General features: G+C 60.5%; 23 protein-coding genes. 16 read left to right on the top strand and 7 right to left on the bottom strand.

The window, feature by feature from the left end:
• Nucleotides 1-136: 136 nt before the first annotated feature.
• From sucC to odhB, 5 genes are all read left to right on the top strand, one after another.
• Nucleotides 137-1,330 (top strand): ADP-forming succinate--CoA ligase subunit beta, encoded by a 1,194-nt coding sequence (gene sucC / locus FF098_RS15150; RefSeq protein ID WP_155142115.1) that lies wholly within the window; start codon nucleotides 137-139, stop codon nucleotides 1,328-1,330.
• Between the two features lie 75 nt (nucleotides 1,331-1,405).
• Nucleotides 1,406-1,942, top strand: a complete 537-nt coding sequence (locus tag FF098_RS15155) for a hypothetical protein (protein WP_155142117.1) — start codon at nucleotides 1,406-1,408, stop codon at nucleotides 1,940-1,942.
• Nucleotides 1,943-1,963: 21 nt separating this feature from the next.
• Nucleotides 1,964-2,866, top strand: a complete 903-nt coding sequence (gene sucD, locus FF098_RS15160) for a succinate--CoA ligase subunit alpha (protein ID WP_155142119.1) — start codon at nucleotides 1,964-1,966, stop codon at nucleotides 2,864-2,866.
• A gap of 187 nt (nucleotides 2,867-3,053) precedes the next feature.
• A complete protein-coding gene (locus tag FF098_RS15165; RefSeq protein ID WP_155142121.1) occupies nucleotides 3,054-6,032 on the top strand; it encodes a 2-oxoglutarate dehydrogenase E1 component in 2,979 nt (992 codons plus the stop codon).
• Between the two features lie 4 nt (nucleotides 6,033-6,036).
• Entirely contained in the window at nucleotides 6,037-7,641 is a 1,605-nt protein-coding gene (odhB, locus tag FF098_RS15170; RefSeq protein ID WP_155142123.1) for a 2-oxoglutarate dehydrogenase complex dihydrolipoyllysine-residue succinyltransferase, read from the top strand.
• A gap of 44 nt (nucleotides 7,642-7,685) precedes the next feature.
• Here odhB and FF098_RS15175 read toward each other — a convergent pair whose 3' ends face one another.
• The gene (locus FF098_RS15175; RefSeq protein ID WP_155142124.1) at nucleotides 7,686-8,300 is read right to left on the bottom strand and encodes a DUF998 domain-containing protein; all 615 of its coding nucleotides are present in this window, start codon (nucleotides 8,298-8,300) and stop codon (nucleotides 7,686-7,688) included.
• Between the two features lie 151 nt (nucleotides 8,301-8,451).
• Here FF098_RS15175 and lpdA point away from each other — a divergent pair, with 151 nt between their 5' ends.
• Together lpdA and FF098_RS15185 are read left to right on the top strand one after the other, a co-directional pair.
• Nucleotides 8,452-9,858, top strand: coding sequence for a dihydrolipoyl dehydrogenase (lpdA, locus tag FF098_RS15180; RefSeq protein ID WP_155142127.1), 1,407 nt, complete (start codon nucleotides 8,452-8,454; stop codon nucleotides 9,856-9,858).
• A 113-nt stretch (nucleotides 9,859-9,971) separates the two neighbouring features.
• Entirely contained in the window at nucleotides 9,972-10,670 is a 699-nt protein-coding gene (locus tag FF098_RS15185) for a tellurite resistance TerB family protein (protein ID WP_155142129.1), read from the top strand.
• Here the strand turns inward: FF098_RS15185 and FF098_RS15190 are convergent.
• Complete coding sequence (locus FF098_RS15190) at nucleotides 10,667-11,110, bottom strand: HIT domain-containing protein (RefSeq protein ID WP_155142131.1); 444 nt, start codon at nucleotides 11,108-11,110, stop codon at nucleotides 10,667-10,669. The two genes, FF098_RS15185 and FF098_RS15190, sit on opposite strands and share 4 nt — an antisense overlap.
• Before the next feature lie 178 nt (nucleotides 11,111-11,288).
• Here FF098_RS15190 and FF098_RS15195 point away from each other — a divergent pair, with 178 nt between their 5' ends.
• Nucleotides 11,289-13,091, top strand: a complete 1,803-nt coding sequence (locus FF098_RS15195) for a peptide MFS transporter (protein ID WP_155142133.1) — start codon at nucleotides 11,289-11,291, stop codon at nucleotides 13,089-13,091.
• 69 nt (nucleotides 13,092-13,160) lie between these two features.
• Complete coding sequence (locus tag FF098_RS15200; protein WP_155142135.1) at nucleotides 13,161-13,781, top strand: HAD-IA family hydrolase; 621 nt, start codon at nucleotides 13,161-13,163, stop codon at nucleotides 13,779-13,781.
• A gap of 33 nt (nucleotides 13,782-13,814) precedes the next feature.
• On the opposite strand, the gene FF098_RS15205 is transcribed toward FF098_RS15200, so the two are convergent.
• Complete coding sequence (locus FF098_RS15205) at nucleotides 13,815-15,263, bottom strand: lipopolysaccharide biosynthesis protein (protein ID WP_166426576.1); 1,449 nt, start codon at nucleotides 15,261-15,263, stop codon at nucleotides 13,815-13,817.
• A gap of 173 nt (nucleotides 15,264-15,436) precedes the next feature.
• Between FF098_RS15205 and FF098_RS15210 the strand changes: the two genes are divergently transcribed.
• The 4 genes from FF098_RS15210 to FF098_RS15225 all read left to right on the top strand — a co-directional run bounded on the left by FF098_RS15210 (nucleotide 15,437) and on the right by FF098_RS15225 (nucleotide 20,196).
• Nucleotides 15,437-16,627 carry a GNAT family N-acetyltransferase gene (locus FF098_RS15210; RefSeq protein WP_166426577.1) on the top strand — a complete coding sequence of 397 codons (1,191 nt, stop codon included), beginning with the start codon at nucleotides 15,437-15,439 and terminating at the stop codon, nucleotides 16,625-16,627.
• Nucleotides 16,624-17,466: a cupin-like domain-containing protein gene (locus FF098_RS15215; protein ID WP_155142141.1), complete on the top strand. Its 843-nt coding sequence runs from the start codon at nucleotides 16,624-16,626 to the stop codon at nucleotides 17,464-17,466. Before FF098_RS15210 ends, FF098_RS15215 begins: the two co-directional genes overlap by 4 nt.
• A gap of 55 nt (nucleotides 17,467-17,521) precedes the next feature.
• On the top strand, nucleotides 17,522-18,676 hold the full coding sequence (gene argE / locus FF098_RS15220; RefSeq protein ID WP_155142143.1) for an acetylornithine deacetylase: 1,155 nt from the start codon (nucleotides 17,522-17,524) through the stop codon (nucleotides 18,674-18,676).
• 194 nt (nucleotides 18,677-18,870) lie between these two features.
• The gene (locus FF098_RS15225) at nucleotides 18,871-20,196 is read left to right on the top strand and encodes a class I SAM-dependent methyltransferase (RefSeq protein WP_155142146.1); all 1,326 of its coding nucleotides are present in this window, start codon (nucleotides 18,871-18,873) and stop codon (nucleotides 20,194-20,196) included.
• A 2-nt stretch (nucleotides 20,197-20,198) separates the two neighbouring features.
• On the opposite strand, the gene FF098_RS15230 is transcribed toward FF098_RS15225, so the two are convergent.
• Nucleotides 20,199-20,939 carry a metallophosphoesterase family protein gene (locus tag FF098_RS15230; protein WP_155142148.1) on the bottom strand — a complete coding sequence of 247 codons (741 nt, stop codon included), beginning with the start codon at nucleotides 20,937-20,939 and terminating at the stop codon, nucleotides 20,199-20,201.
• A gap of 142 nt (nucleotides 20,940-21,081) precedes the next feature.
• Here FF098_RS15230 and galE point away from each other — a divergent pair, with 142 nt between their 5' ends.
• Genes galE through kdsB form a run of 3 tightly spaced genes read left to right on the top strand, consistent with a single transcriptional unit; the run spans nucleotide 21,082 to nucleotide 23,306 of the window.
• Nucleotides 21,082-22,065, top strand: a complete 984-nt coding sequence (gene galE, locus FF098_RS15235) for a UDP-glucose 4-epimerase GalE (protein WP_155142150.1) — start codon at nucleotides 21,082-21,084, stop codon at nucleotides 22,063-22,065.
• The gene (locus FF098_RS15240) at nucleotides 22,066-22,509 is read left to right on the top strand and encodes a VanZ family protein (protein WP_155142152.1); all 444 of its coding nucleotides are present in this window, start codon (nucleotides 22,066-22,068) and stop codon (nucleotides 22,507-22,509) included.
• Nucleotides 22,506-23,306, top strand: a complete 801-nt coding sequence (gene kdsB / locus FF098_RS15245) for a 3-deoxy-manno-octulosonate cytidylyltransferase (protein WP_188544151.1) — start codon at nucleotides 22,506-22,508, stop codon at nucleotides 23,304-23,306. Before FF098_RS15240 ends, kdsB begins: the two co-directional genes overlap by 4 nt.
• Before the next feature lie 82 nt (nucleotides 23,307-23,388).
• Here the strand turns inward: kdsB and FF098_RS15250 are convergent, their stop codons facing one another.
• The 3 genes from FF098_RS15250 to efp form a co-directional block, all read right to left on the bottom strand.
• On the bottom strand, nucleotides 23,389-25,086 hold the full coding sequence (locus FF098_RS15250) for a M56 family metallopeptidase (RefSeq protein ID WP_155142154.1): 1,698 nt from the start codon (nucleotides 25,084-25,086) through the stop codon (nucleotides 23,389-23,391).
• Nucleotides 25,087-25,123: 37 nt separating this feature from the next.
• The gene (locus FF098_RS15255) at nucleotides 25,124-25,504 is read right to left on the bottom strand and encodes a BlaI/MecI/CopY family transcriptional regulator (protein ID WP_155142156.1); all 381 of its coding nucleotides are present in this window, start codon (nucleotides 25,502-25,504) and stop codon (nucleotides 25,124-25,126) included.
• 134 nt (nucleotides 25,505-25,638) lie between these two features.
• On the bottom strand, nucleotides 25,639-26,202 hold the full coding sequence (gene efp / locus FF098_RS15260) for an elongation factor P (protein ID WP_155142158.1): 564 nt from the start codon (nucleotides 26,200-26,202) through the stop codon (nucleotides 25,639-25,641).
• Nucleotides 26,203-26,453: the final 251 nt, after the last annotated feature.

The raw sequence follows: 26,453 nt of genomic DNA on the forward strand, positions 1-26,453 counted from the left end.
CTATCGTCGCTGTCGAAATTATTGATGGTTTGGGGTGGCCAGCGCGGTTGCGCCGCAAAACGGCGGTGTTATAAGCGCTGGTGATCATTAACGTCCGGCCGTCCGGCCCGCTTCAGCAAGACGAGAGAACCCGCCCATGAACATCCATGAATATCAGGCCAAGCAACTGCTGAAAGAATTCGGCGCCCCCGTCGCCAATGGTGTCGTCGTGCTGAAAGGCGACAAGGCGCTTGAGAAAGCCAAGTCGATGAAGGCGGGTCTGTACGTCGTGAAAGCCCAGATCCACGCTGGCGGCCGCGGCAAGGGCAAGTTCAAGGAAGCCGAAGCCGGTGAAAAAGGCGGCGTGCGCCTGGCGAAAACGCCGGAAGATGCCGCCGAGGAAGCCCGCAAGATGCTGGGCTCTACCCTCGTTACCAAGCAGACCGGCCCTGAAGGCAAGGTCGTCAACCGCATCTATATCGAGGATGGCGCCGATATCGAGACCGAGCTGTATCTCTCCGTTCTCGTCGACCGCGCGACCTCCCGCATCGCCTTCATCGCCTCGACCGAGGGCGGCATGGATATCGAGGAAGTCGCCGAGAAGACCCCGGAGAAGATCGTGACCGTGGCGATCGACCCGGCGACCGGCCTGATGCCGCACCACGCCCGCCGCCTCGTCAAGGCGCTGGGCCTCGAAGGCCCGGCTGCCAAGCAGGGCATGAAGCTGATGGGCGTTCTCTACAAGGCCTTCACCGAGAAGGACATGGACATGCTTGAGGTCAACCCGCTGATCGTCATGACCGACGGCAATGTGCGGGTGCTCGATGCCAAGGTGTCGTTCGATTCCAATGCCGGGTTCCGCCATGCCGACCTGATGGAGCTGCGCGACGAGAGTGAGGAAGACCCGCTGGAGCTGCGCGCGTCGGAATTCGACCTGTCCTACGTCAAGCTCGACGGCAATATCGGCTGCATGGTCAACGGCGCCGGGCTTGCCATGTCGACCATGGACATCATCAAGCATTATGGCGCAGAGCCTGCCAACTTCCTCGATGTCGGTGGCGGCGCGACGAAAGAGAAGGTGACGGAAGCCTTCAAGATCATTACCTCGGACCCGGGCGTGAAAGGCATCCTCGTCAATATTTTCGGCGGCATCATGAAATGCGATGTCATTGCCGAGGGCGTGCTCGCCGCCGTGAAGGAAACCGGCCTCAACGTGCCGCTGGTCGTGCGCCTGGAAGGCACCAATGTCGAGAAGGGCAAGGAGATCATCAACAACTCCGATCTCGACGTCATCGCCGCCGACGACCTCGACGATGCTGCGCAGAAAATCGTGAAAGCCGTTCAGGGGTAAGCTTCAGTGATCCGACCAGCCGGACATAGCGCAGGTATAATTGCAGCTCTCGCCACAGTGTTCTGTGGGCTGACAATGCCTGCCCATGCCCAGTCGGATGCTGTCAATGAAGCGATCAATGCACGGTTGATGGTCGGTACATTCGCCCGGCTCTGTGCGGCGGCAGACGCAAATCCGCAGGATTTGCGCCTGCGCGCTGATGAGCGTGGCTGGCGGGTTGCCTCGCCGGATAATCTCGGAGAACTGGCGCCGCCGGGCGACAATGCATGGCGGGCAAGCTTTGGCGGAGGTGACGGCCAATCGGTCTTTTTCAGCATCTTCATCAAGGATGGTGCGGACCCTGCACACCTGGCCACCTGCGGCCTTCGTTATCAGGCGATCTCCTATGTGAATATGGTCGCAGCGCTGGAGGCAAGCGCCCTGTTCAAGAAGCAGAGCGAAGGCGAAGAGAAATCGACCTTCTGCGTCTCGAAATACCCCATGGCAGGCCGCGCGCACGAAATCGAAGTGCTGCTTCAGGACGACGTCCTGCAGGACGGCCTTGTCTATATCAATCGAGCCGAAGGCGATGACGCCAATGGCTGCCCGCTGACAGAAACCATTACTGACTGACCAACCTTTAAGGATCGAAAAATGTCCGTACTCGTCAACAAAGACACCAAAGTCATCTGCCAGGGCCTGACCGGCAATACCGGCACCTTCCATACCGAGCAGGCGATTGCCTATGGCACGAAGATGGTCGGCGGCGTGACGCCGGGCAAGGGCGGCATGACCTGGGAAGCGGGCGACGCCGCCAAGGGCGCGACGCTGCCGGTGTTCGACACGGTCGCCGAAGCCAAGGAAGCGACCGGCGCGAATGCGACGGTCATCTATGTGCCGCCGCCCTTCGCTGCTGATTCGATCCTCGAAGCCATCGACGCGGAGATCGAGCTTGCCATCTGCATCACCGAGGGCATCCCGGTGCTCGACATGGTCAAGGTCAAGCGCGCCCTCGACGGCTCGAAGACCCGCCTGATCGGGCCGAACTGCCCGGGCGTTATCACGCCGGACGAGTGCAAGATCGGTATCATGCCGGGCCACATCCACAAGCGCGGCAATGTCGGTATCGTCTCGCGCTCCGGTACGCTGACCTATGAAGCGGTTCACCAGACGACCATGGCGGGCCTCGGCCAGTCGACCTGCATCGGCATTGGCGGCGATCCGGTCAAGGGTACCGACTTCATCGAGTGCCTCGAAATGTTCCTCGCCGATGACGAGACGACCTCGATCATCATGATCGGTGAAATTGGCGGCTCCGCCGAGGCTGATGCCGCCCGGTTCCTGGCCGAAAACAAGGTGAAAAAACCGACCGTCGGCTTCATCGCCGGTGTCACGGCGCCTCCGGGCCGCCGCATGGGCCATGCCGGTGCCATCGTCTCCGGTGGCGATGACACCGCCGAAGCCAAGATCGAGGCGATGAAATCGGCCGGTATCGCCGTTTCGCCGACGCCAGCGGCGCTGGGCACGACCCTCGTCGACCTGCTGAAAGGCGCTTAAGCGGTTTTAAACAGGGGGCATATTAAACTGCCTGTAGCAGGGTGTTGCTATTGCAGCCCCTGCGCTTAATTAGATGCTGACAGGGCGTTGAAATCACTGCTATACGCGCCCGCAATATAGCTAACGGGGGCGTGTCCCCCCAGATGAAAGAATGGGGTCTTCATGCCCCTGACAGATCGGACCTGATATGGCCCATGATGGCTCTCAAGGAGGGGCAAACGGCCTCTCCCGCAATGCAGCACACGCTGCTACTTCCTTCCTGTCCGGCGGAAACGCGCTCTATCTAGAAGAGCAATTTGCCCGCTACGCCCGCGACCCGGCCTCGGTCGATCCCGAGCTGCGCGCGTTTTTCGACGAGCTGGGTGACACCGACCTTGCCGAAAGCAATGCCGAAGGCCCGAGCTGGGAGCGCACCGACTGGCCGCCCCGCACCGGCGATGAGCTGACCGCCGCCCTCGACGGAAACTGGGGCGCGCTGGAGCATGCCTTCGAGAAGAAGATCGCCGAGAAAAAGCCGGACCTCGCCCCGGCTGACGTGCATGCCGCGACGAAGGATTCCATCAAGGCGCTGATGCTGATCCGCGCCTATCGCATCCGCGGTCACCTGATCGCCGATCTCGATCCGCTCGGCCTGCAGAAGAAGAAAATCCATCCCGAGCTCGACCCGAAGTCCTACGGGTTCGAGGAAAAGGACATGGACCGGCAGATCTTCATCGACATGGTGCTGGGTCTGGAAAGCGCGACCCTGCGCCAGATCATGGAAATACTGCACCGGACTTACTGCGGCACCTTCGCGGTCGAGTTCATGCACATTACCTCGCCGGAACAGAAGAGCTGGATCCAGCAGCGCATCGAGGGCCCGGACAAGGACATCTCCTTCACCGAAGAAGGCAAGAAGGCGATCCTGTCAAAGCTGGTCGAGGCCGAAGGCTTCGAGAAATTCCTGCAGGTCAAATATACCGGCACGAAACGCTTCGGTCTCGATGGTGGCGAGGCGATGGTGCCGGCGCTGGAGCAGATCATCAAGCGCGGCGGCGCGCTGGGCGTGAAGGAAATCAATTTCGGCATGCCGCACCGTGGCCGCCTCAACGTCCTCGCTGCGGTTATGGGCAAGCCGTATCACCACATCTTCCACGAATTCCAGGGCGGCTCCGTCACACCTGAATCCGTCGGCGGATCGGGCGATGTGAAATATCACCTCGGCGCATCGTCGGACCGCGAGTTCGATGGTAACAAGGTGCACCTTTCGCTGGCTGCCAACCCGTCTCACCTGGAAGCGGTGAACCCGGTCGTTCTCGGCAAGTGTCGCGCCAAGCAGGACCTGATGGATGCTGGCGATGTGAAGGTTGCCCGCACCCACGTCCTGCCGCTGCTGCTGCATGGCGATGCGGCGTTTGCGGGGCAGGGTGTCGTGGCGGAATGCTTCGGCTTTACCGGCCTGCCGGGCTATCGCACCGGCGGCACGATCCACTTCATCGTCAACAACCAGATCGGTTTCACGACGAGCCCGAAATTCGCGCGCTCTTCTCCGTACCCGTCGGATGTTGCCAAGATGGTCGAGGCGCCGATCTTCCACGTCAATGGCGACGACCCGGAAGCGGTCGTCTACGCCGCCAAGGTCGCGGCGGAATTCCGCATGGAATTCGGCATGGATGTCGTCATCGACATGTTCTGCTATCGCCGGTTCGGCCACAATGAAGGCGACGAGCCGAGCTTTACCCAGCCGTTGATGTACAAGAAGATCGCCAAGCAGCCGACGGCGATGGAGAAATACGCCAAGCGCCTCGAAAAAGAGGGCGTTATTCCTGATGGCTGGATCGAGCAACAGCAGAACGAGTTCCGCAACTTCCTTGAAGACGAATTCAAGGCCGGCGAGGAATTCAAGCCCAATAAAGCCGACTGGCTCGATGGTCGCTGGTCGGATTTCGCTCCGCCGCAGGACGATGATCGCCGTGGCGACACTGCTGTCGACATCGACCGGCTAAAGGAAATCGGCAAGGTCATGACGACCGTGCCGGATGGTTTCGAGGCGCACAAGACGCTGCAGCGCATCCTGAAAGCCAAGGCTGACATGTTCGACAGCGGCGAGGGTTTCGACTGGGCAACGGCAGAGGCACTGGCGTTTGGGTCACTGCTGCGCGAGGGCTATCGCGTGCGCCTGTCCGGCCAGGATTCGCGCCGCGGCACGTTCTCGCAACGCCATGCGCAATTCGTCGATCAGAAGACGGAGAAACGCTACACGCCGCTGCGCCATATCGCGTCGGAACAGGGCGAGTTCGAGGTGATCGATTCGAACCTGTCCGAATTCGCGGTCATGGGCTTCGACTATGGCTATTCGCTCGCCGACCCGACCTGCCTGACCCTGTGGGAAGGCCAGTTCGGCGACTTCGCCAATGGTGCGCAGGTCATTTTCGACCAGTTCATTTCTTCCGCCGAGCGCAAATGGCTGCGCATGTCGGGTCTCGTCCTCCTCCTGCCGCATGGCTATGAGGGGCAGGGGCCTGAGCACTCTTCGGCACGTCTGGAGCGCTATCTGCAGGCCTGCGCCCAGGATAACCTCCAGGTCGCCAACTGCACGACCCCGGCGAACTATTTCCATATCCTCCGCCGTCAGATGAAACGCGACTTCCGCAAGCCGCTGATCCTGATGACGCCGAAATCGCTGCTGCGTCACAAGCGGGCGGTATCGAGCCTGAAGGACATGGGCCCCGGCTCGTCCTTCCACCGGGTCCTGTGGGACCATGCGGAGACGAACCCCGGCTCGACCGTCAAGCTGGTTTCCGATTCCAAGATCAAACGCGTCGTGATCTGTTCGGGCAAGGTCTATTACGACCTGCTGGAGGAGCGCGAGAAGCGCGACATCAACGACATCTACCTGCTGCGTACGGAGCAATTCTATCCGTTCCCGGCCCATTCGCTGATGGATGAGCTGAAGCGGTTCAAGAATGCCGAGATGATCTGGTGCCAGGAAGAGCCGAAGAACATGGGCGCCTGGACGTTCATGGAACCGAACATCGAATGGACGCTCAACCAGATCGGCGCCAAGCATAAAAGGCCACGCTATGTCGGCCGCCCGGCATCTGCCTCGCCCGCTACCGGCCTGATGCGCCGCCACCTTGAAGAACTGCAGGCGTTTCTCGATGAAGCGCTAACCGTGGAGAAATAAAGACATGACGGAAATCCGTGTACCAACGCTGGGTGAATCGGTCACCGAAGCCACCATCGGCCAGTGGCTGAAAAAGGAAGGCGACACCGTCAAGGCAGACGAGCCGATCGTCGAGCTGGAGACGGACAAGGTCTCCGTCGAGGTGCCTGCACCTGCGGCCGGCGTCCTGTCGAAGATCACCGCCAAGGAAGGCGATACCGTCGAACTCGACGCGCTGCTCGGCGAGATCGAGGAAGGCGCATCCGGCGGCGCTGCCAAGCCGAAATCCAATGGCGCTGCAGCAAAGTCCGAAGGCGTAGCCAAGGGCGGTGCCAAGGAAAGCGCCGCTGACGAAGGCAAGGAAGTCGAGATCACCGCGCCGTCTTCCGGCGAGAGCGTGACCGAGGCCGATATCGGCGAGTGGCTGGTCAAGGTTGGCGATTATGTGAACCAGGACGATCCTGTCGTTTCGCTGGAAACCGACAAGGCCTCCATGGATGTGCCCGCGCCCGTCTCCGGTACGATCAAGGAAATCAAAGCCGAGGCCGGCGCAACCGTCGCCGTCGGCGATGTGCTCGGCATCATTGCCGAGGGGGCGAAGGGTTCTTCATCGAAATCCTCCGCTGAAAAGTCTTCCGGGGGCAAATCATCCGGCGACAGCAAGGTTCAGGGCCAGGGCCCGGCCAATGCGCCGACGCCGCGTGCTGAAGCTTCCGCTGGCGAAAGCGTCGGTGCTGGCGCTGATGACCAGAAACTGTCGCCCGCGCCGCGCCGCGTGATCGAGGAACACAATCTCGACGCCTCGCGCATTCAGGGCACGGGCAAGGATGGCCGCATCACCAAGGGCGACGCACTTGCCGCGCTTGAATCCGGCTATTCCAAACCGGCCCAGTCGAAAGCTCCGGCGCCGTCCGCGCCGCGCGAGCTTGGCGACCGCGAAGAGCGGGTGAAGATGTCCCGCCTGCGCCAGACCATCGCCCGCCGCCTGAAGGAATCGCAGGATACCGCAGCGATGCTGACGACCTTCAACGACGTCGACATGACGGCGGTGATGGAGGCACGAAAGGCCTACAAGGACCTGTTCGAGAAGAAACACGGCGTCAAGCTCGGCTTCATGTCGTTCTTCGTGAAGGCCTGTATCGCCGCGCTGAAAGAAGTGCCGGACGTCAACGCCGAGATCGAAGGCTCCGACATCATCTACAAGAACCACTACGATATTGGTATTGCGGTGGGTACGGAGAAAGGTCTCGTCGTGCCGGTACTGCGCGATGCCGACCACATGTCGCTCGCCGGGATCGAGAAGCAGATCGTCGACTACGGCACCCGTGCGCGCAAGGGCGACCTGAAGCTGGAAGAGATGCAGGGTGGTACCTTCACCATCACCAATGGCGGCATCTATGGCTCGCTGATGTCGACACCGATCCTGAACATGCCGCAATCCGGCATTCTCGGCATGCACCGCATCGAGGAGCGTCCGGTCGTCGTCAATGGCGAGATCGTCATCCGCCCGATGATGTATCTGGCGCTGAGCTACGATCACCGCATTGTCGATGGCAAGGGCGCGGTTACCTTCCTCGTCCGCGTGAAGGAAAACCTGGAAGATCCGCAGCGCCTGCTGCTCGATCTGTAAGGTCGCTTCAAAGACTGAAATTCAGACCCCTGATGGTTTTCCCGTCAGGGGTTTTCTTTTGTCCGGACGAGGTAAAACCCGCAGGCGATCATCCAGCCGAAAGTGACCAGTTCGCCCAGCCGCTGGACGAGGCCGACAAATGGGTGTGGGGCCAGGAACAGGAAACAGGCGAGACAGATAATGCCTGCGACAAGCGCGAACAGCCCCAGGCCGCGCGTCTCGCCCGGCCACTTTTTTGTCGCCCCGGCAAGCAGCATGAGAGCGACAGCACCTGCCAGATAGCTCACGACCGCCCCGAGATTATGGATCATCTGTGCAAGCGTCTGGTCCCCATCGACCGGACAGCCATAATCGCACGGAAAGAAAGGCGAGATGACATAGCCGCCCGCCCACAGGATCAGGCCGAGAAACCCAAGGATCGAGCCGACCGACTTCGGCAGCGCCAGCATCGCGGCAAGGCAAAAGGCGATCATCAATACGCCGATGGGCATGAAGCCGAACCAGTTGATGGCAAAGGCCTGCGGTGCACCGATGGCACCAAGTTCCGAAATATACTGGCTGACATGGCTGTAGCCGGGCCATGCCAACCCGCCGGCGACCAGCATGACAAGCCACACGATGCCGGTCAGGATCGCCGTCCAGAATGCGATATGTCTCATTTTTCCTCCCTCGTTATATCCAACATAAGTACTCAGGAGGTGCGTTGAAAGGCGCTGGTATAAAAGGCTCAAGGCCCTTGCAGTTGACCCCGCCAAGGCACAGGTCTAAGCCACGCTGAACACGATGCAACAGCAGTGGAAAGACGGACAAATGGCAGATTTCGACGTAGTGGTAATCGGTGGCGGCCCCGGCGGGTATAACGCCGCGATCAGGGCAGGGCAGCTGGGCATGAGTGTTGCCTGTATCGAGATGCGCGAGACCGGCACTTTCGGTGGCACCTGCCTCAATGTCGGCTGCATCCCGTCCAAGGCGCTGCTGCATGCCTCCGAACTCTACGCCGCCGCGCAGACCGATTTCGAACAGCTTGGCATCAAGACCGGCAAGCTCTCCTTCGATCTCGACCAGATGCTGAAGCAGAAGGATGATGCTGTCGAGGGGCTGACCAAGGGTGTCGAATACCTGTTCAAGAAGAACAAGGTGACCGGCTATCTCGGTCGCGGCGAGATCACCGGCAAGGGTAAGGTGACCGTCCACAAAGCCGATGGCGGTACCGAAGAGCTGAACGCGAAAAACATCATCATCGCGACGGGTTCAGAAGTCATGCCATTGCCGAATGTCGCGATCGACGAGGAACAAATCGTCTCCTCCACCGGTGCGCTGAAACTGAAATCAGTTCCCAAGCATCTCGTCGTCATCGGCGGCGGCGTCATCGGGCTGGAGCTCGGTTCCGTCTGGCGCCGCCTCGGTGCCAAGGTGACCGTCGTCGAATTCCTCGACCGTATCCTGCCGACCATGGATGGCGAGGTCTCGAAAGGCTTCCAGCGTATCCTGAAGAAACAGGGCATGGACTTCAAACTGAAGACCAAGGTCACCGGCGTCGAGACGCTGAAAACCAAGGTGAAGGTCTCCGTCGAGCCGGCTGATGGCGGCGATGGTGAAGTGATCGAGGCTGATACGGTACTGGTCGCCATCGGCCGCCGCCCGGTCACCAAGGGGCTGGGGCTGGAAGCCGTTGGCATCGAGACCGACAAGCGCGGCTTCATTCCGACCGACCATTTCAAGACGTCCGCAGACGGTGTTTATGCCATTGGCGACGTCACCCACGGCCCGATGCTGGCGCACAAGGCAGAGGACGAAGCTGTCGCCTGTGTCGAGGTCATTGCCGGCAAGCCGGGCCATATCGATCACAACCTGATCCCTGGCGTCGTGTACACCTGGCCGGAAGTTGCCAATGTCGGCAAGACCGAGGAACAGCTGAAGGAAGCGGGCGTCGAGTACAAGGTCGGCAAGTTCCCCTTCGCCGCCAACTCCCGCGCCAAGACAAATCATGACACGGATGGTTTCGTGAAGGTGCTGGCCGATGCCAGGACAGACCGGGTCCTCGGCGTCCACATGATCGGCACCGGCGTCGGCGAGATGATCGCGGAGGCCGCCATCGTCATGGAGTTCGGCGGCTCGTCGGAAGACATCGCGCGCACCTCCCACCCGCACCCGACCCGCACCGAGGCCCTGCGCCAGGCAGCCATGGGCGTCGAAGGCTGGACGATGCAGGCCTAGGCCGCGCAGACTAGACTGTTGAAATGAAACACTTCTGGCCCGCTCCATATTGAATGGGGCGGGTCGTTTCCTATCTATCCTCCTGACAACAATGACCATCTGGAGGAAATTACATGAGCTCGAAATCGCTGCTGGATCAGTTCCTTGGGGACGACAAGGGTGGCTTTGCCCGTGGTGCTGCCACGGGCGGCATCGCCGGATTGATCCTCGGTGGCAAGGGCGGGCGCAAGATGGTCAAGAACACGGCAAAAATCGCCGGCGTCGCCGTGGTCGGCGGCCTTGCCTACAAGGCATGGCAGGACTGGCAGGCAAAGAAACAGGCCGAAGGCTCCCCTCAGCCAAGCATCACGACAGGCGAGCGCCACACATCCGGCACTGCCTCTGTGCCCGCTGCCGGTGGCGGACAGCCGGTCTTCCTGCCTGAGCCTGAGGAAGCGCAAGAGGCACTCTCCCGTAAACTGATCCGTGCCATGCTCGCCGCCGCCAAGGCCGACGGTCACATCACGCCGGACGAGCGCAAGCGCATCAATGCGCAGCTCGCCGAGATGGAACTGGACGCAAAGGACCGCGACTTCGTCTTCGCCGAACTCGACAAGCCGCTCGATGTCGATGCTGTCGCCAAATCGGCCGACACCCCGGAAGAGGCGGTAGAGCTTTATACCGCATCGCTGATCGCGCTCGATGAGACCGGTCCGGCGGAGAAGGGCTACCTCTCCATGCTCGCGGCGCGGCTGGAACTGGACCCGGACCTCGTCGCCCAACTCCATGTCGAGGTCGGCCATTCGGTCGACCGGGCGCCGGTCCAGATCTAGAAAAGCGCTGACGGCGCACCGGTGTTGAGGCCAGGCCGCAGCACCGGCATCAGCCTGTCGAGCTTTTCTTTCCTTGCCGCATCATCCATCGGCTCGCGCGTGCCGAAACCAACCGCGCCGCCGGGCCATGCGGGGTCATCCTCATGCCGGGCGATGACGTGTATATGCAGCTGCGGCACCATATTGCCGAACATGGCAACATTGATTTTCCTTGCGCCCGTCGCGGCCTTCAGCCGTTCGGAGACCCCTGAGATTTCTTCCATCAGAATGGCTCGCTGAGGCGGGAGCAAATCGTGCAGCTCCGTCAGGCCGGTGCGGCGCGGCACCATGACGATCCAGTCGAAGCGCGCATCGTCCATGACGCGCAGCATGCATAGCTGCAACACACCGCCCGGCAGCGTGTCGGCGTTCAGTCTCTCGTGGAGCTCAAAGCGAGCCATGTGCCTGTTTCCCCTGCCTGAATAATCGAGGCTTCTGCTGACATTATCGGCTAATTCCCTAGCGCCTTTTGCCTTTGGTCTCGACAAGAAAGTGTCATAGACTGCGCGGCAATGCGCCGGTTTCCGGCTGATCTGTCAACAGTTTAGGCGGGCGACAGACCCGCGATGAGGGTTTTTGATGTCTGATACCAACGGGACCGACAAGAACGATCAACTCGGCAATGAGCCGATCCCCGATCCGCAACAGCATGAGCCGTCGCCTTCGCACGACACGAAAGGCGGTGAAACGGATACCAGTTTCTTCGGGCACCCGAAGGGTCTCGCCATACTGTTCTTCACCGAAATGTGGGAGCGTTTTTCCTATTACGGCATGCGTGGCCTGCTGGTTATCTACCTGACCCAGCACTTCCTGTTTTCTGACGAACGTTCGACCGTGATGTATGGCGCCTACACAGCGCTCGTCTACATCATGACCATCATCGGCGGCACGCTGGCCGACCGTTATCTCGGCCAGCGAAAGGCGGTTACCTTCGGGGCGATCCTGCTGGTGCTCGGCCATTTCGGCATGGCGTTCGAGGGCTCCGGGTCTCGCGAAATCCTGACCTATCAGGGCACGGAATATGAAGTGACCCTCGACGGTCGCGGCGGTGATGCCAACCAGCTGATCGTCGCCGGGGAGGCAAGTTCGCTGATCAGCTTCTCGGAAGATGGCGGCACCATGATTATCGATAGCCCTGAGGCTGTCGGCCTGCCAGCTGAAATCGCCACGGCTGATTATGAGACGCGTATCGAGCAGGAACAGCTTTATGTGAACATTCTCTATCTCTCGCTGGCGCTCATCATTGCCGGTGTCGGCTACCTGAAGGCAAACATCTCCACCATCGTCGGGGCATTGTATGGTTTCGGTGACAAGCGGCGGGATTCAGGCTTCACCATTTTCTACATGGGCATCAACCTTGGCTCGTTCATGGCATCGCTCGCCTGTGGCTATCTCGGTATCGTCCATGGCTGGAAATACGGCTTCGGCCTTGCCGGTATCGGCATGCTGCTCGGCCTTGTCGTGTTCGTCATCGGCCAGCCCTGGCTGAAAGGCCATGCAGAGCCGCCAAACCCGGCCAAGCTGAAGGAAAAGGTTCTCGGCATCTTCAATGTCGAAATCATGTGCTACCTTACCGGTCTCGGCATCATCGCGGTTTCGATGCTGCTGGTGATGAATGCCCAGCTCATTCCGGAATGGTTTGTCGGTGCACTTGGCATCGCTGTCTTCATCTTCCTGATCGGCTATTCGATCGCGAAGCTGAAAGGCGACGAGCGCTCCCGCATGCTGGCGGCGCTTTACTTCATCATCGCGCAGATGCCGTTCTGGGCGCTGTTCGAGCAGGCCGGTTCCTCGCTGAACCTGTTCACGGACCGTCTCGTCGATCGCACCATGTTCGGCATGCCGGTGCCGGCGCCTGTCTTCCAGTCGCTGAATGCGGGCTTCATCTTCATCTTTGCGCCAATTCTCGCTTGGGTATGGATCAAGCTCGGCAAGTACAACCCATCGACACCGGTCAAGTTCGCCTTCGGTGTCTTCCTCGCCGGTCTCGGCTTCCTCGCGTTGAACGCGGGGATCGCCTCGTCCGGTACCGGGCTCGTCGCCGTCTACTTCGTGTTCCTGATTTACTGGATCCACACGATGGGCGAGCTCATGGTGTCGCCGGTAGGCTTGTCAGCTGTCACCAAGCTGGCCCCGGCGCGCGTCGTCGGCATGGCGATGGGGTCGTGGTTCCTCTATTCGGGCCTGTCCAACTATCTCGCCGGTGTCATCGCATCCTCGACTGGCGTTGAAACGCTGGGGGGCCAGATCACCAATATCGCTGCAGCGAAGGAGACCTATGCGATGGTCTATACCAACATCGCCTATGTCTCGATGGGTCTCGCGGTGGTCATGCTGCTGATCTCGCCGATCATCAAGAAAGCGATGAAGGGTGCCGACTAGGCGCTTTGACGAACAGACAAAAAGCCCCGCCATTTGCGCGGGGCTTTTTCATTTCTTGGGGCGTATGCCATGATCGAGCTTGTGATCTTCGATATCGATGACGTGTTGTGTCGCTATGATCGCGCCTTGCGCCTTCGCCTTTTGTCGGAGGCGACGGGCATCGCGATCGACAGGCTGGAAGATGACTGGCTGAACTCCGGATGGGAAGATGCAGCAGAGGCAGGTGCCCATGAAAACGGGGCTGCCTATCTGGACGCATGGAACAGTCTGTTTGCCAGCACTCTCGATCAGGAGGGATGGGTGCGCGCAAGGCGGGAGGCGACGAGGCCCGATCCAGCTGTACTTTCCATCGCGGACGCGCTGCGCAGCCAGACAAGGATCTGCACATTGACCAATAACGGTATGTTGCATCAGGAATGTATTGCCCGGATTTCACCTGACATTGTTGCCGTATTCGGTGAGGCAGCGTTCACGACGGCTCGCTTTGGTGCGCGCAAACCCGATATAGCGGTCTATCAGAATATCATCGGCCATTATGGCACTGCCCCGGACAGGGCATTGTTCATAGACGACAGCCAGCGGAATGTAGATGGCGCGATCAGGGCAGGGCTGCATGCTCATCATTTTACATCTGCCGGGACATTGCAGCGGGCGTTATCGCAATTCGGACTGAGTGTGCCTGCCCCCTGAATGGGCTGCGCTGCCAGTGCTGCAGGGTTTCTCTCAGACAGCGTTCGGGAAAAGCCGGACGAGGAACTTGTCGCGGATTGTCGTCTCGATCCCCGCTGGCCTGCCTTCGGCGAACCAGCACGCAATCAGCGTTCCGACAAACGCGCTACCGCCAACGGCAACCAGGACGGCAAGGCTCACAAAGCCCGGAAGGTTATCGAGGGCAGGACGCAGGAAAACGATCAGGCCAGCCATCGCTGCCACGCCAATCAAGCTGCGCCGGGCGACCCAGAGCGGCTGCCAGAAGGGTGCACCGGACAGGCGCTGGTAGAGATGCAGGTTGAGGGCGAGGTGCCCGATCCCGGTCAGCGCCGTCGCGGCAACCGCGCCGATCAGGCCATACATCATGGCTCCGGCGATGAAGATTGGTGTGCGGAAGAAAAAGAACGCCAGCTCGCGCCAGAAGATCAGCTGCGGGCGGTCCTGCGCCATGGCATAGCTTTGCGTTGCCAGTACCAGCGATTGCAGGCCGAGCACGGGCCCGATGAACTGGATCACCGGCACAGCCTCGGCCCATTTCGCCCCGAGGATCAAGGGCACGGCGAGGTCGGCGACAAGGGCAAATCCTATGGCGGCGGGCAGGGCGATGATGGCGAGGGCTGCGACCCCTTGCAGGAACACCTCGCGCATGCGTTCCGGCGTACCGCTCAGTGTTGCAAAGCCGGGATAGAGCGCGCGGGCGATCGGTTCGCCGGATTCTCGCGTGGCCAACTCAGCCAGTTGCTCACCGACATAGTAAAGACCCGTGCCAGCGGGGCCGACGATCCGCCCCAGGATCAACGCGTCGAGCTTGTTGTTCAGGGCCGCCGCAAAGCTGATGCCGGTGAGCCAGCCCATGAAGCCGAAGACCTGGCGGAAGGAGGACAGCGCCAGCCCCGGCAGCCATGGCCGCATGGCATAGGACAGGACCAGCCGGACCATGCCTCCGGCGACGAGGCCTGCGATCAGCGCGATATAGCTGCGGAAGATGACAGCGATGGTGATCGCGGTGGCGACCTCCGCCAGCTTTGCCATCAGCGCGACGCGGAAATCGCGGGAGAAGTCGATCTCGCGCTCGAACTCGAAAAAGCGCGGGTTCACGAAACCGGTCAGCAGCGGGTGCAGGGCGATCAGCAGGAACACGGATAAAAGCCGCTCGTCGCCATAGACCGCGACGGCGAGGGGGGCGATGCCTGCAAGGACAAGGGCTGTCACGACGCCACGTGCGGCAGACAGGGTGAACAGCGTGTCGAGGTCTGCCTTGGTGGCGTTCTTCATGCGGATGACCGTCTGGGCGATGCCCATGTCGCTGACATTCTGCAGGAGCTGCATGACAGTCAGGCCGATGGCGACGACGCCGAAATCGTCAGGCACCAGCAGGCGCGCAATGATCAGCATGTTCACGAAACCGGCCAGGCGCACGCCAAGACGCCCGGCAACGATCCAGGCAGTCGCCTTCGCCACCCTGCTTCCTAGCGAAGGCTCGCGCTCATTTGTCTCATGCTCGGGATTCCCGGCCATCGTTAACGGTCCTTAGGCATAGTTCTTGTATGGTTATAGGCAGCCAAGACTTCAGAGAGATTAATAAATCCGGGTCTGGCAGGAACGCGCGCCGGGAAACTGACAGGACAAAACGCATGGCTTACAGCGACAGACAGGATGGATGCCGGGCCGATGGCGCGCACATTCTGCCGTTTTCGCAAGAGAGCATCACGGCCTTGTGGGCTCAGTGGGAAGAATTGTCTGCCGATGTGGCAGACCGCAATGTTTTCCTCGAGCCCTGGGCAGCGCAGGCGGCTGTGGGCCTCATCGGGCCGGATGAGGCGATCATCGTCGCCTTCTTTGAGAAGGGTCGGCTGATCGGTCTGGCAGTTTTCGCCTGCGACGCGCGCTATGCTCACCTGCCGCTCGGCCATTACAGGTCTCATCTGCATGCACACCAGTTTCTCGCTACCCCCCTGGTGCGCCGGGGCAAGGAGGTGGTGTTTGCGAGGATGCTGACCGAGTGTCTCGACAGGGCACCTGCGTATATAAACTTTTGCCGGTTCACCCACATGGCGGCAGATACCGCCGTAAGGGCGGCGCTGGAGGCCTTCTGCGCAGGGGGCAACCGGCGCTGCGATATCGTGCAACTGGTCGAGCGACCCGCGATCGATGCGACGCAGGACCTGGAGGGCTACCTGAAAGCGCATGTCTCTAGCCGTCGCAAGAAACGCTTGCGCCGCCTCGGCCGCAGGCTGGCAGAGTTGGGCGATGTGCGGTTCGAACATCTGCAGGATCAGGCGCAGCTTGCTGACTGGCTCGATGATTTCCTTGCGTTGGAGCAGAAGGGCTGGAAAGGCGAGGTCGGCACGGCCATCAATTGCCGCCCGGCCGAGACAGCCTTTTTCCGCCACCTCGCCGAAGCTGCCATGCAACGTGGCCAACTGATCTTCAGCCGTCTGACGGTAGGGGGAAAAGGCGTGGCATACGCTCTCGATCTGCGCAGCGCAGACAGGGTGTTTTCCCTGAAGGTGGCATATGATGCGGACTACGCCAGCTACTCGCCCGGCATGCAGCTGGAGTTTCACTGCCTGAAATATTTCCTGAACGAGCCTTCCATAGGTTTCGTCGATTCCTGTGCGACCAGCGCGAATACCTGCCTGAGGGGGCTCTGGGCGCAATCCGTGTCGGTCATGCAGATCGTCATCGCCCGCAAGGGATTGCGGTATGGTCTTCCGCTTACTGCCGCACGGCTTCTGGAGCATGCATCGGCGGTGGGCACGCGTATACGCCGCTTGGGTGACAATCGGCCTGTCAGCGCGAGAGATATGGAGGCTGGAACATGACTGTGTTTGCCGATGAAGCGCTGTCCGCTTTCGGAATTGCCTATCCCGCCCGCGCCACAAAGCTCCGCCATAGCCTGTTGAGCCATCCGCTGCTGGAAACGGATCGTCTTGCGAGGCTGGGTGAAACCCTGCCGGCGGATCAGGTCGAATATAATCTCGGCAACATAGATGTCAGCCAACCCGACCCGTCTGCGACGCCGTCCAATGGCCTGACCGTGGCCGAGACACTCGCCAATATTGACCGGGCCGGGTCCTGGGTTGCGCTTCGCAACATCGAGACGGACCCGGATTATCGCAAGCTGATGATGGACTGCCTGTCGCAGATCGTGCCGCTGGCCGAGAAGCAGACGGGAAAGGCCTACAGGCCGGAGGGTTTCATCTTCGCATCCTCACCGGGCGCAGTAACGCCATTTCATCTCGATCCGGAGCATAACATCCTCCTGCAGGTACGAGGCCAGAAAACCATGCACCTGTTCCCGGCGGATGATGAGGAGATCGTGACGGCCCGCCAGCATGAAGCCTATCATGACGGGGGTCACTGCAACCTTGCCTATGAACCGGCCATGGAGGCGAGGGCGACGGCATGGGACCTCACCCCGGGCGATGCCCTCTATGTGCCGGTCAAGGCACCGCACTGGGTGCAAAACGGCGATGAAGTGTCCGTTTCCCTCAGCATCACCTGGCGTTCAGAAGAAAGCGACCGGCAGAGGCGGATCTATCGCCTCAATGGGCTGATGCGCCGGCGTGGCCTGAACCCGCCGCCCTTGCGCGCCGGTGATCCGCGCATTCCGGTAAAGGATTTCTCGGCGAGAGTGCTCGATCGGCTCGGCATGCTCTAGAACTGCTTTAAACCAGCTTCTTTTCCTCTGGCCCGGAACATTCTATCTAAGGCTCATGACTGATATTTCCCACCAGATTAACTGGCTTTCCCGTCTCGTTGCTCACGACACCACCTCGTCCAAGTCCAACCTCAACCTGATCGAGGATGTCGAGGCCTATCTTCACGGCTTGGGCGTGGAGACCAAGCGCGTTGCCAACCATGATGGCAGCAAGACCAATCTGTACGCCATTGTCGGCCCGGCAGAGGAGGGCGGCGTTGTCCTCTCAGGCCATACCGATGTCGTGCCTGTCACCGGCCAGCCATGGGATACCGATCCATTCACGGTGACGGAGCGTGACGGCAAGCTCTATGGCCGAGGTACCTGCGATATGAAGGCCTTCTCCGCCATCGGCCTGTCGCTGGTGCCGGAAATGCAGAAGGCGGGCCTGAAGAAGCCGCTGATCTTTGCGCTTTCCTATGACGAGGAGGTCGGCTGCCTCGGCGCGCCGGACATGATCGACGAAATCGTGCGCGAAGTACCGCGCCCCGCCGCTGTCATCGTCGGTGAACCGACCATGATGAAGGTCATTGACGGGCACAAGGGTATCTCTTCCTTCCGTACCCGCGTGAAGGGCTTCACGACCCATTCCAGCCAGACCCAGCGCGGCGTTTCCGCCGTCATGATTGCGGCCCGTCTTGTTACTTTTATCGAGGACATGGCGCGGGAACTGCGCGCCGACGCGCCGGAAAACCCGTTCGATCCTCCGTATACGACCATGACCGTGAATGTCATTAATGGGGGAACCCAACTGAATATCATGGCGGCGGATTGTTCCTTCGACTGGGATTTGCGGTCGATCCCCGGGGATGACCCGGCGGAAATCCATGGCCGGTTCACCGCCTATGCCCGCCAGATAGAGGCGCAGATGAAAGAGCGCGACGAAGGCTGCTCCATCGAGACCGAGTGGATGACCAAGGCGCCATGCCTTGCCCCGCGCCCCGACAACCCCGCCGCCGATCTCGTCAAGGCCATCTCCGGCCATAACCATACAGAGGTCGTGCCGTATGCCGCCGAAGCCGGACAGTTCCAGCAGGCCGGGCTGTCCACGGTGATTTGCGGGCCAGGCTCAATCGACCAGGCGCATCAGGCGAACGAGTTCATCTCCCTCGACCAGATGCGTGCGGGCACGGATTTCATGCGGCGCCTTGTTGCCCGCATGGCTTCCTGATAACCAATCGGGAATATTCCGTTTACCCTCTTTTCAGTCTCGTAAACGAAGCCTGAAGATCGCTACGATTTTAAGGGTTTGCTTACACAATAATTCAGGAAACGGAGTAAAACTCATCCCTGCCTTTACCTGCCTTTAAGTGGGTGGGGCGCATTGTCCGGACGACAAACAGAAAACTGTCTGGGGCAAAAGGTATGAGTAACAAGATCGAACATTGCCGCGCTTGCGGCTCCAGGGCCTTGACGCCGGCTTTCACGCTTGGCGGAGACAATGGCTGGGTGATCTGTGATCCCGAAAAGGATGCGACTGCCTGTGGCCTGCTGCAGCGTGGCTGGGAGATGCCGGCTGTACCGCTGCACGATCATGCCGCCTGCCGCACCGTGCGCCATCGCCTGCGTGCAACGGTTACTTGCCTGATGGAAATGCTCAGTGCACGCGATGCCCGCGCCCTTGATATCGGCTGCGGCGACGGCACATTCCTGTCTTACCTGCCGCGCTGGATCGACGGTGTCGGCGTCGACCGCCATCTGCGTTGCCAGGGCGAGGAGAAATGGGGCACAGCGATCCGTGGTGTGTTTCCACAGGGTGATGTCATGGAAGAGCTCGACGCCAAATGCGGCGGCGAGAAATTCGATGTCATCAGCGCGATATCGACCTTTGGCGAACAGAGTGCCCCGAAGGAATTCCTGCAGGCGGTAAAGGGCCTGTTGGCAAGGGACGGCCTAGTGGTCATCGAGACGGCCTATGCCTCGCTCGCCCTGATGCGCAACAATCCGTCGGCATTCCATGCCGATGCGCAAGGTGTGTACACGCTGACAGTGCTGGAGCAGCTGGCACGTTCCGCCGGCCTCAAGATCATCCGTGGCGGGATGACGGAGACCGATGGCGGTGCCCTGCGTGTCTTCCTGACCCATGCCGACTATCATGGCTATGACGATACCGAATGGCTGAGCCAGCTTGCCCGACTGTGGGATGAGGAGAACTCGCTCGCCCTGACCAGCGCCCAGACCTGTCAGGCGTTCTCCTGGCGCATGGAACGCAATCGGCAGCGTGTCCAGTCTTTCTTCGATGATGCCCGCCGTTTCGACCAGCATGCCCATGTCATCGGCGCCGATGCGCCGATGCTGGCGATGCTGGACTGGTTCGGTATCGATGGTTCTGTCGTATCCGCCCTGATCACCCGCGACGCTGACCTGCATGGAAGCCATGTGACGCTGGGGCAGGGGCCGTCAGTGGACGTCCTGTGCGAGCGCGAGCTATCGCTGCCGGTGCCGGACCTGATCATTGCCTCATCGACCCATCGCCGCGAGGCGCTGGAGCACTGGCGCGAAGCGATCTTTGATGGTGCCCGCCTGGTGTTCATGTCGCCGGACCTGTCGATCGTCGATGATGCCAATTACGGCACGGAGCTTGGCAAGGCGCTGGCCGTTACCGATGGTCCGGGCAGTGTTGACACGCTGCGCGCGGTCCTTGCCTCCATGCAGCGCCCGCAGTTGATCAGCGTCAGCACCGGAACCTGATATCAGGTCGAGATGAACCGCCTGTGCGTGCCTTCCAGCACCACGGCGGTCAGCCTGCCGGTCCACACCGCACCCGTATCGACATTGATCCGCCAGCCGGCATCCAGGGGCGTGTCCTCGTTCGGCGTATGGCCGTGAACGATGCAGGTCTCACCAAACGTGCCCGGCTTCTGGTCGAAAAAGGCATTGCGGATCCACAACAGGTCTTCTTCGCGCTGCTGCTCGAGCGGCACCCCGGCGCGCATGCCGGCATGGACGAAGATATAATCCCCCTCGATATGCCAGTTGGCGAGATCCAGCAGGAAACGGAAATGGCTGTCGGGCAGGCGCTCGATCAGCATGTCGCGCAGGGTTTCCGGATGCTCGCCTGCAATCTGGTCGATGCCATAACTGGCGAGCGTCGTGCCGCCGCCCCATTCGATCCAGTTTGCGGTCTCTTCCGGTGCTGCGATGAAATCGAGCATGGCCTGTTCGTGGTTGCCGCGCAGCAAGACGATATCGTCACCGCGTTCCCGCTTCAGGTTGATCAGGTAATCGATGACATCGGCGGAGGTTTCCCCGCGATCAACATAGTCACCGAGGAAAATGATGCGGTGCGGCATATCCGCATCGCGCTCGATGCGCTCCATCAGGTCCAGTAACAGATCCTGCCGGCCATGGATATCGCCAATGGCGTAAACCCGCACACCATCGGGGGCCCGGGCCGAGAATTCTGTTTTTTCAGGCTTCTGTTTGAACAACATCTTCAGGACTTACCATACTTTGTTACGCTTACATGACACATAAATTGGGTGCCAATCTTCAATTTTTCGAAACCTTGATCAACAACGCTTTGTGTTGCGCAGGAATTCACCTAGGTTAGGGGTGGTCCTTAGGGAGGACGCCGTGACCATTGCCGTGACGAATGCCGGTGGATACCCCGGCACCCACATGCTCCTGAGCCTGATGGATGCAGGCGAGGATTTCATCGCGCTCGAGCCGGAGGCTGACCTGCCGCCGGCGCTCGGAGGCGTCGATGTCGTGCGCACCGACCTATCCGATATCGCCAAGCTGACACGCCTGTTCAAGGCCCGTTCCATCGACGAGGTCATTCATTTCACCGGCGAGCGCCTGCCAAAGGCCCAGCAGAACAATCCGGCCTCCCATTACGAACAGAACACGATTGCGACCTATAACCTGATCAAGGCGGCAACGGCTGCCGGGGTTCGCCGTATCGTTTTCTCGTCGACCGCGTCCGTCTATGGCGTGCCTGACCGGATGCCGATCCGCGAAGAAACGCCGCTGGACCCGATCACGCCGTTCGGCTCCTCCATGTCCATGGCCGAGCGCATGGTGCGCGATATCGCCGATGCAAACGGCATGGGCGCGGCGGTGCTGCGTTATTTCAATCTGGCCGGGGCGGACCCGGACGGGCGTGCAGGCGAGGAAGGCGGCCCCCGTCACCTGATCAAGATCGCCGCCCAGATCGCGGTTGGTACGCGCAGGGAGAAATTGCAGATCTATGGCAATGATTATCCGACCCCGGACGGTACCTGCATCCGCGATTATGTCCATGTCTCCGACATGGCAGAGGCTCATCTCAGCGCTCTCGATTATCTGCGCAACGGCGGAGCAAGCGTGACGCTCAATTGCGGTTATGGTTTCGGTGCATCTGTCCTCGATGTGATCTCCGCTGTCGAGCAGGTGACGGGCCAGAAGCTGCCATCCGAAGTCGTTTCCCGCCGCAAGGGCGATCCGGCACTACTGATCGCCGACAATGCCGAGATCCGCGCCGTGCTCGACTGGGTGCCGCGCTATGACGATCTTGAATATATCGTCCGCAGCGCGATCAAGTGGGAAACCTTCGTCAAGCAGAGAGATGTCGCCTGAATGATCGAATTTGTCCGCGCGCGATGGTTTGTCCTGACCATGCGCATCTGTTTTGCCGTTCTCCTGCTCATCGTTACTATCCTCAGCCTGATACCGAACCCTGACGGCGTGCCGGGCGGCCCTGCCTTCAGCCGATGGCTGTCGGGCGTCCTGTTCGGTACCGAAGACCATGCCGACAAGGTGTCCCACTTCGTTGCCTATGGTGCCCTCGGCGGCACAGCGATCCTGGCTGCCTTGAAACCTTTTGGCAGGGCATTGTTGCTGCCTGTCCTGCTGATCGCCTATAGCGGGCTGATGGAGATATTGCAGGGCATGGGCGGGGTGCGTGAGGCCGACATGGCAGACATGCTCGCCAATGCAGCCGGCGTGACGGCAGGGATGCTGGTGGCTGCGGGCACGCTGGCCCTCAACGACCGCATGGACAGGAAAGCGGTGATACGATGAAGGCCATGATTGTCATTCCTGCGCGCTATGCGTCCTCGCGCCTGCCGGGCAAGCCATTGCTGGTCGCAGGCGGAAAGCCGCTGATCCAGCATACCTATGAAAAGGCCGCCGCTGCGTCTGCGGACCGGGTCATCGTCGCGACCGATGATGAGCGCATTCTGGAAACTGTGCGCGGGTTCGGTGGTGAGGCGGTGATGACTTCCGCCGACCATCAGACCGGCACGGCGCGCGTTGCCGAGGCCGCGGAAAAGGTCGCCGCTGCCGAAGGAGAAGTCGCCGACATCATCGTCAACATGCAGGGCGATGAACCGGAAACCGATCCGGCCCATCTCGATGCGCTGATCGCCGTACACCGCGCCGCGCTGGGCAGCGAACGGCCAGCCTTTGTCTCGACGCTGGTTTGCCCGTTCGCGCCGGAACCGGCGGACGGGCCGGGCTCGCCACAGGACCCGTCCTGCGTCAAGGCGCTGCTGGGCCATCAGCGCCCGGATGGCGGCTGCGATGCGCTGTACTTCAGCCGGGCGCTGGCGCCATACCCCCGTGACGAGGGCGGCAGGGTGACCGACCCGACCGCCTATTACCTGCATATCGGCATCTATGCGTTTTCCGCTGCCAGTCTGAAAGCCTATGACACCCTGCCTGCCGGTCGTTTGGAGGCGATCGAGAAGCTGGAGCAGCTGCGCATCCTCGAAGCGGGAGAGCGCATCGCAGCAGCTATCGTGCCTCAGGCCGCACCAGGGATCGATACGCCAGCCGATTTCGAGGCATTCAAAAAGAGACTTGCGGCAGCCGGCTGAGGCTTCCTGGAGGCCTTCTGTTGCCAACAAATCAAAAGGGCGGCCTTGAGACCGCCCTTCGTCATGTCAGGTATCTCATGGATCAGTGAACGGTGACGATCTCGCCAACGCCGCCGGACATCTGATAAGCGTAGGTGCCGTCTTCACCTTCCTGCAGCGTCATCGTCAGTGTGCGTCCATCCCTGGAGGCAATGCTGAGGCTTTGGGCGTCGCGATGGCGGATGACCTGCTTGACGACCTTCCTGCTGTTGCCCTCGCGGGTGATGATGATGACTTCAGTTGTCATGTCCGGCGAGGGGTTCACGACATCGCTGATCAATTCCATTTTCTCGATTTCTATCATGGCAGCACCTGCCATGGCCGTGATCGTATTCACATCCACATCCACATCCACGTCGATGTCATGATCGGCGTTCATGTCCATGTGAAAATCAGTGTCGTGATCGTGGTCGTGGTGCTGGTCTTCCTCGCACTGTTCTTCTGCGTGTTTGCTGGATGCATTGCGCAGGACAGACCTTGTCTCATGCCGCGACGCAGAGGCAATCGCGAGTTTCGGCAGGCGCGCCTCTGACACAGCAGGCACCATCTCGATACGGACGGCCCGGGGGTCGGCAGACTGCAATTCAGTCAGAAGGGCCTGCAGTGTTGCATCGCGGCTGGCATAGCCTTCGTCGAGGATCGTATCCATGCCGGCAGTCAGATAGGGGCGCTTCGCGGCAATATCCAGTCCGGAATCGAGCACTCCGCGGGGGGTGAACACAAACAGGCCAAGAACGGCAGCGCCGACGAGGGAGAAGCCTGCGATCTGTACACGGCCCATGTCGACCCGGGCGCGATAGCCCTGACCGATCAGGCGGCGGATGCGGGCGCGGAAGGCACCGCGGGAGTGATGATCAAAGGCCGACAGGGCCAGCATGTCGCTGCATCCGTGGCCGTGTTGATGGCCATGCTTGCGCTTGTCGGCAACCAGCAGGGTAACGCTCTCCAGAAGGGCGCTGGCATATTGGCGCGAGCATCCATTCATGGCGACCGCCCGGTCATCGCAGGCCATTTCGCGTTCCTCGCGCAGGCGGGATCCGATGAAGGATGTCAGCGGGCTCCACCAGAACACGGCCTCGATCAGGCGCTGGATGAGCGCGAATTGCAGGTCGCCGCGGCGTATATGGGCAAGTTCGTGGGACAGCACATGCCGGATCTGATGGGTCGGCAGGCTGGCAACCAGGCTTTCCGGCAGGATGACGCGATAATTCATCAACCCGATCGCCATCGGGGTCTTTACGCCGTCCGCCTGCATGACTTCGATCTCTTCAGGCCATTCGCGCGGCAGCATGTCCGTCGATAGCGGGCAGGGTTTCAATCTCTGTACCAGGTCATGGGTTTGCCGGGCTGCTGACACGATCCGGAAAATCTTCCAGACACTGACGCCGATCCAGATAGAGACGAGGGCAGCAAGGATCAGCGGCAGCGGCAGCATTTCGATGATCCCGGCAAGCGGGGTGAAGAAGTTTTCCTGCGCCGGATAGATGACCGGAGCGGCGGCGGGCACGGCCATCGTCGCGCCAGCCTCTGCGGTGCCACCGAACTCGATCTTCGGCAGGTCGATGAGTGTCGCGACCGGCAGCGCCGCTGACAGGACGAGGCCTGCCGTCCACAGCCACGATCGGTGTTCGGCACTCCAGAAACGCCTGCCGGCGAGCAGCAGGCTTACAACGCCAATAATGAGAAGACCCTGCCACAGATGGCGCAAGGCAATTTCAGTAAAAAGGCCGGGTAGATCCATGTCCCTGTTTCCCCTGGTCCGGCACGCCCTCTGTGCTTCAGGATGTTGTGTCGTTCATCTCTTTCTTCAAGGCCTGGAGGTCGCTGATGTCGATTTCATCGAGTTCGACGAGATGTTCGGCAAGCGCCTGCGGCGAGCCTTCGAAGAACCGGCTGACCAGCTGCGACAGCGCCCGCTGGCGTGCCTCTTTCTGGCTCAGTACCGGGTAATAGACAAAGGCGCGCCCTTCCTTGCGGTAGTTCGCATAGCCCTTGTCATGAAGAATTTTCAGGACGGTCAGTACGGTCGTGTAGGCGACCTTTTTCATGCCGTTCAGCTTCTCGTGCACATCGCGTACGGATGCTTCCTTCAGCTCCCACAAAGCCTGCATCACGCGCTGTTCGGCTTCGGTCAGAATGGGAGATGGTTTTCGCGGCATGATATCCTCGACTAAGCTTATAGTTCAGATTATGCGGAATCCGGGCCCTGCGAAACTATCCATTTAGTAACATTCTGTGTGAAAAAACCCGGTCTTCGGCGTTCCGAAAACCGGGCAGGGCGTCAGATATATATCTAGTCAGCACGTTTGACGTATTCGACCGTCTCGGTGTCGACGATGATGCGCTCGCCCGTCGTCATATAGGGGGGCACCATCACTCGCAGGCCGTTATCGGCGATCGCCGGCTTGTAGGAGGAGGAGGCGGTCTGGCCCTTCACTGTCGGTTCGGTCTCGACGATCTCCAGTGTTACATGCTGGGGCAGCTGCACGCCGATCGGCGTGCCTTCATGCATGTCGAGAACGACCGGCATGTTGTCCTGCAGGAATGCCGTGCGCTCACCGATCATGTCCGCTGGGATCGAGATCTGCTCGTAGCTCTCGGAGTCCATGAAGATCAGCAATTCGCCTTCCTGATAGAGATAGGTGTGATCCTTTTGCTCCAGGCGTACACGCTCAACGGTCTCCGAGGCGCGGAAACGCTCGTTCAGCTTGCGACCGTCAATCAGGTTCTTCAGCTCGACCTGGGCATAGGCCGGGCCCTTGCCTGGTTTTACGGCGTCTGTCTTCACCGCAATCCAGAGGGAGTCCTGATGCTGGATGACATTGCCGGGGCGTACTTCGTTGCCGTTGATTTTCATGCTGTGTGTCCTGATCTCTGGGCTGGCCCGGCGTTAGCGCCGGCCTTGCTTGAATGGTGCGCGTGCTTTTGGCATGTTGCCCATTTCCTTGCAACATAAACAATCCCGGCGATGATGACCCCGCAGATCGCGAAATGTGTCAGAATTGTTGCAATGCAGCGACGATTCTGTCTTGTTTTTCATTCTGACATGGGGTGTATTGCCGTGACTAAAAGCTGTCACATTATAACAGACAACAACGTGACAGATAT

This window comes from Aquisalinus luteolus (genome assembly GCF_009712425.2).
In the GTDB taxonomy this organism is placed as follows: Bacteria; Pseudomonadota; Alphaproteobacteria; order Caulobacterales; family Parvularculaceae; genus Aquisalinus; species Aquisalinus luteolus.

What these genes read in the sequence shown, in the direction of transcription:
- sucC (WP_155142115.1), top strand. Translation starts at nt 137, where the DNA reads ATGAACATCCATGAATATCAGGCCAAGCAACTGCTGAAAGAATTCGGC.
- FF098_RS15155 (WP_155142117.1), top strand. Translation starts at nt 1,406, where the DNA reads ATGCCTGCCCATGCCCAGTCGGATGCTGTCAATGAAGCGATCAATGCA.
- sucD (WP_155142119.1), top strand. Translation starts at nt 1,964, where the DNA reads ATGTCCGTACTCGTCAACAAAGACACCAAAGTCATCTGCCAGGGCCTG.
- FF098_RS15165 (WP_155142121.1), top strand. Translation starts at nt 3,054, where the DNA reads ATGGCCCATGATGGCTCTCAAGGAGGGGCAAACGGCCTCTCCCGCAAT.
- odhB (WP_155142123.1), top strand. Translation starts at nt 6,037, where the DNA reads ATGACGGAAATCCGTGTACCAACGCTGGGTGAATCGGTCACCGAAGCC.
- FF098_RS15175 (WP_155142124.1), bottom strand. Translation starts at nt 8,300, where the DNA reads ATGAGACATATCGCATTCTGGACGGCGATCCTGACCGGCATCGTGTGG.
- lpdA (WP_155142127.1), top strand. Translation starts at nt 8,452, where the DNA reads ATGGCAGATTTCGACGTAGTGGTAATCGGTGGCGGCCCCGGCGGGTAT.
- FF098_RS15185 (WP_155142129.1), top strand. Translation starts at nt 9,972, where the DNA reads ATGAGCTCGAAATCGCTGCTGGATCAGTTCCTTGGGGACGACAAGGGT.
- FF098_RS15190 (WP_155142131.1), bottom strand. Translation starts at nt 11,110, where the DNA reads ATGGCTCGCTTTGAGCTCCACGAGAGACTGAACGCCGACACGCTGCCG.
- FF098_RS15195 (WP_155142133.1), top strand. Translation starts at nt 11,289, where the DNA reads ATGTCTGATACCAACGGGACCGACAAGAACGATCAACTCGGCAATGAG.
- FF098_RS15200 (WP_155142135.1), top strand. Translation starts at nt 13,161, where the DNA reads ATGATCGAGCTTGTGATCTTCGATATCGATGACGTGTTGTGTCGCTAT.
- FF098_RS15210 (WP_166426577.1), top strand. Translation starts at nt 15,437, where the DNA reads ATGGCTTACAGCGACAGACAGGATGGATGCCGGGCCGATGGCGCGCAC.
- FF098_RS15215 (WP_155142141.1), top strand. Translation starts at nt 16,624, where the DNA reads ATGACTGTGTTTGCCGATGAAGCGCTGTCCGCTTTCGGAATTGCCTAT.
- argE (WP_155142143.1), top strand. Translation starts at nt 17,522, where the DNA reads ATGACTGATATTTCCCACCAGATTAACTGGCTTTCCCGTCTCGTTGCT.
- FF098_RS15225 (WP_155142146.1), top strand. Translation starts at nt 18,871, where the DNA reads ATGAGTAACAAGATCGAACATTGCCGCGCTTGCGGCTCCAGGGCCTTG.
- FF098_RS15230 (WP_155142148.1), bottom strand. Translation starts at nt 20,939, where the DNA reads ATGTTGTTCAAACAGAAGCCTGAAAAAACAGAATTCTCGGCCCGGGCC.
- FF098_RS15240 (WP_155142152.1), top strand. Translation starts at nt 22,066, where the DNA reads ATGATCGAATTTGTCCGCGCGCGATGGTTTGTCCTGACCATGCGCATC.
- kdsB (WP_188544151.1), top strand. Translation starts at nt 22,506, where the DNA reads ATGAAGGCCATGATTGTCATTCCTGCGCGCTATGCGTCCTCGCGCCTG.
- FF098_RS15250 (WP_155142154.1), bottom strand. Translation starts at nt 25,086, where the DNA reads ATGGATCTACCCGGCCTTTTTACTGAAATTGCCTTGCGCCATCTGTGG.
- FF098_RS15255 (WP_155142156.1), bottom strand. Translation starts at nt 25,504, where the DNA reads ATGCCGCGAAAACCATCTCCCATTCTGACCGAAGCCGAACAGCGCGTG.
- efp (WP_155142158.1), bottom strand. Translation starts at nt 26,202, where the DNA reads ATGAAAATCAACGGCAACGAAGTACGCCCCGGCAATGTCATCCAGCAT.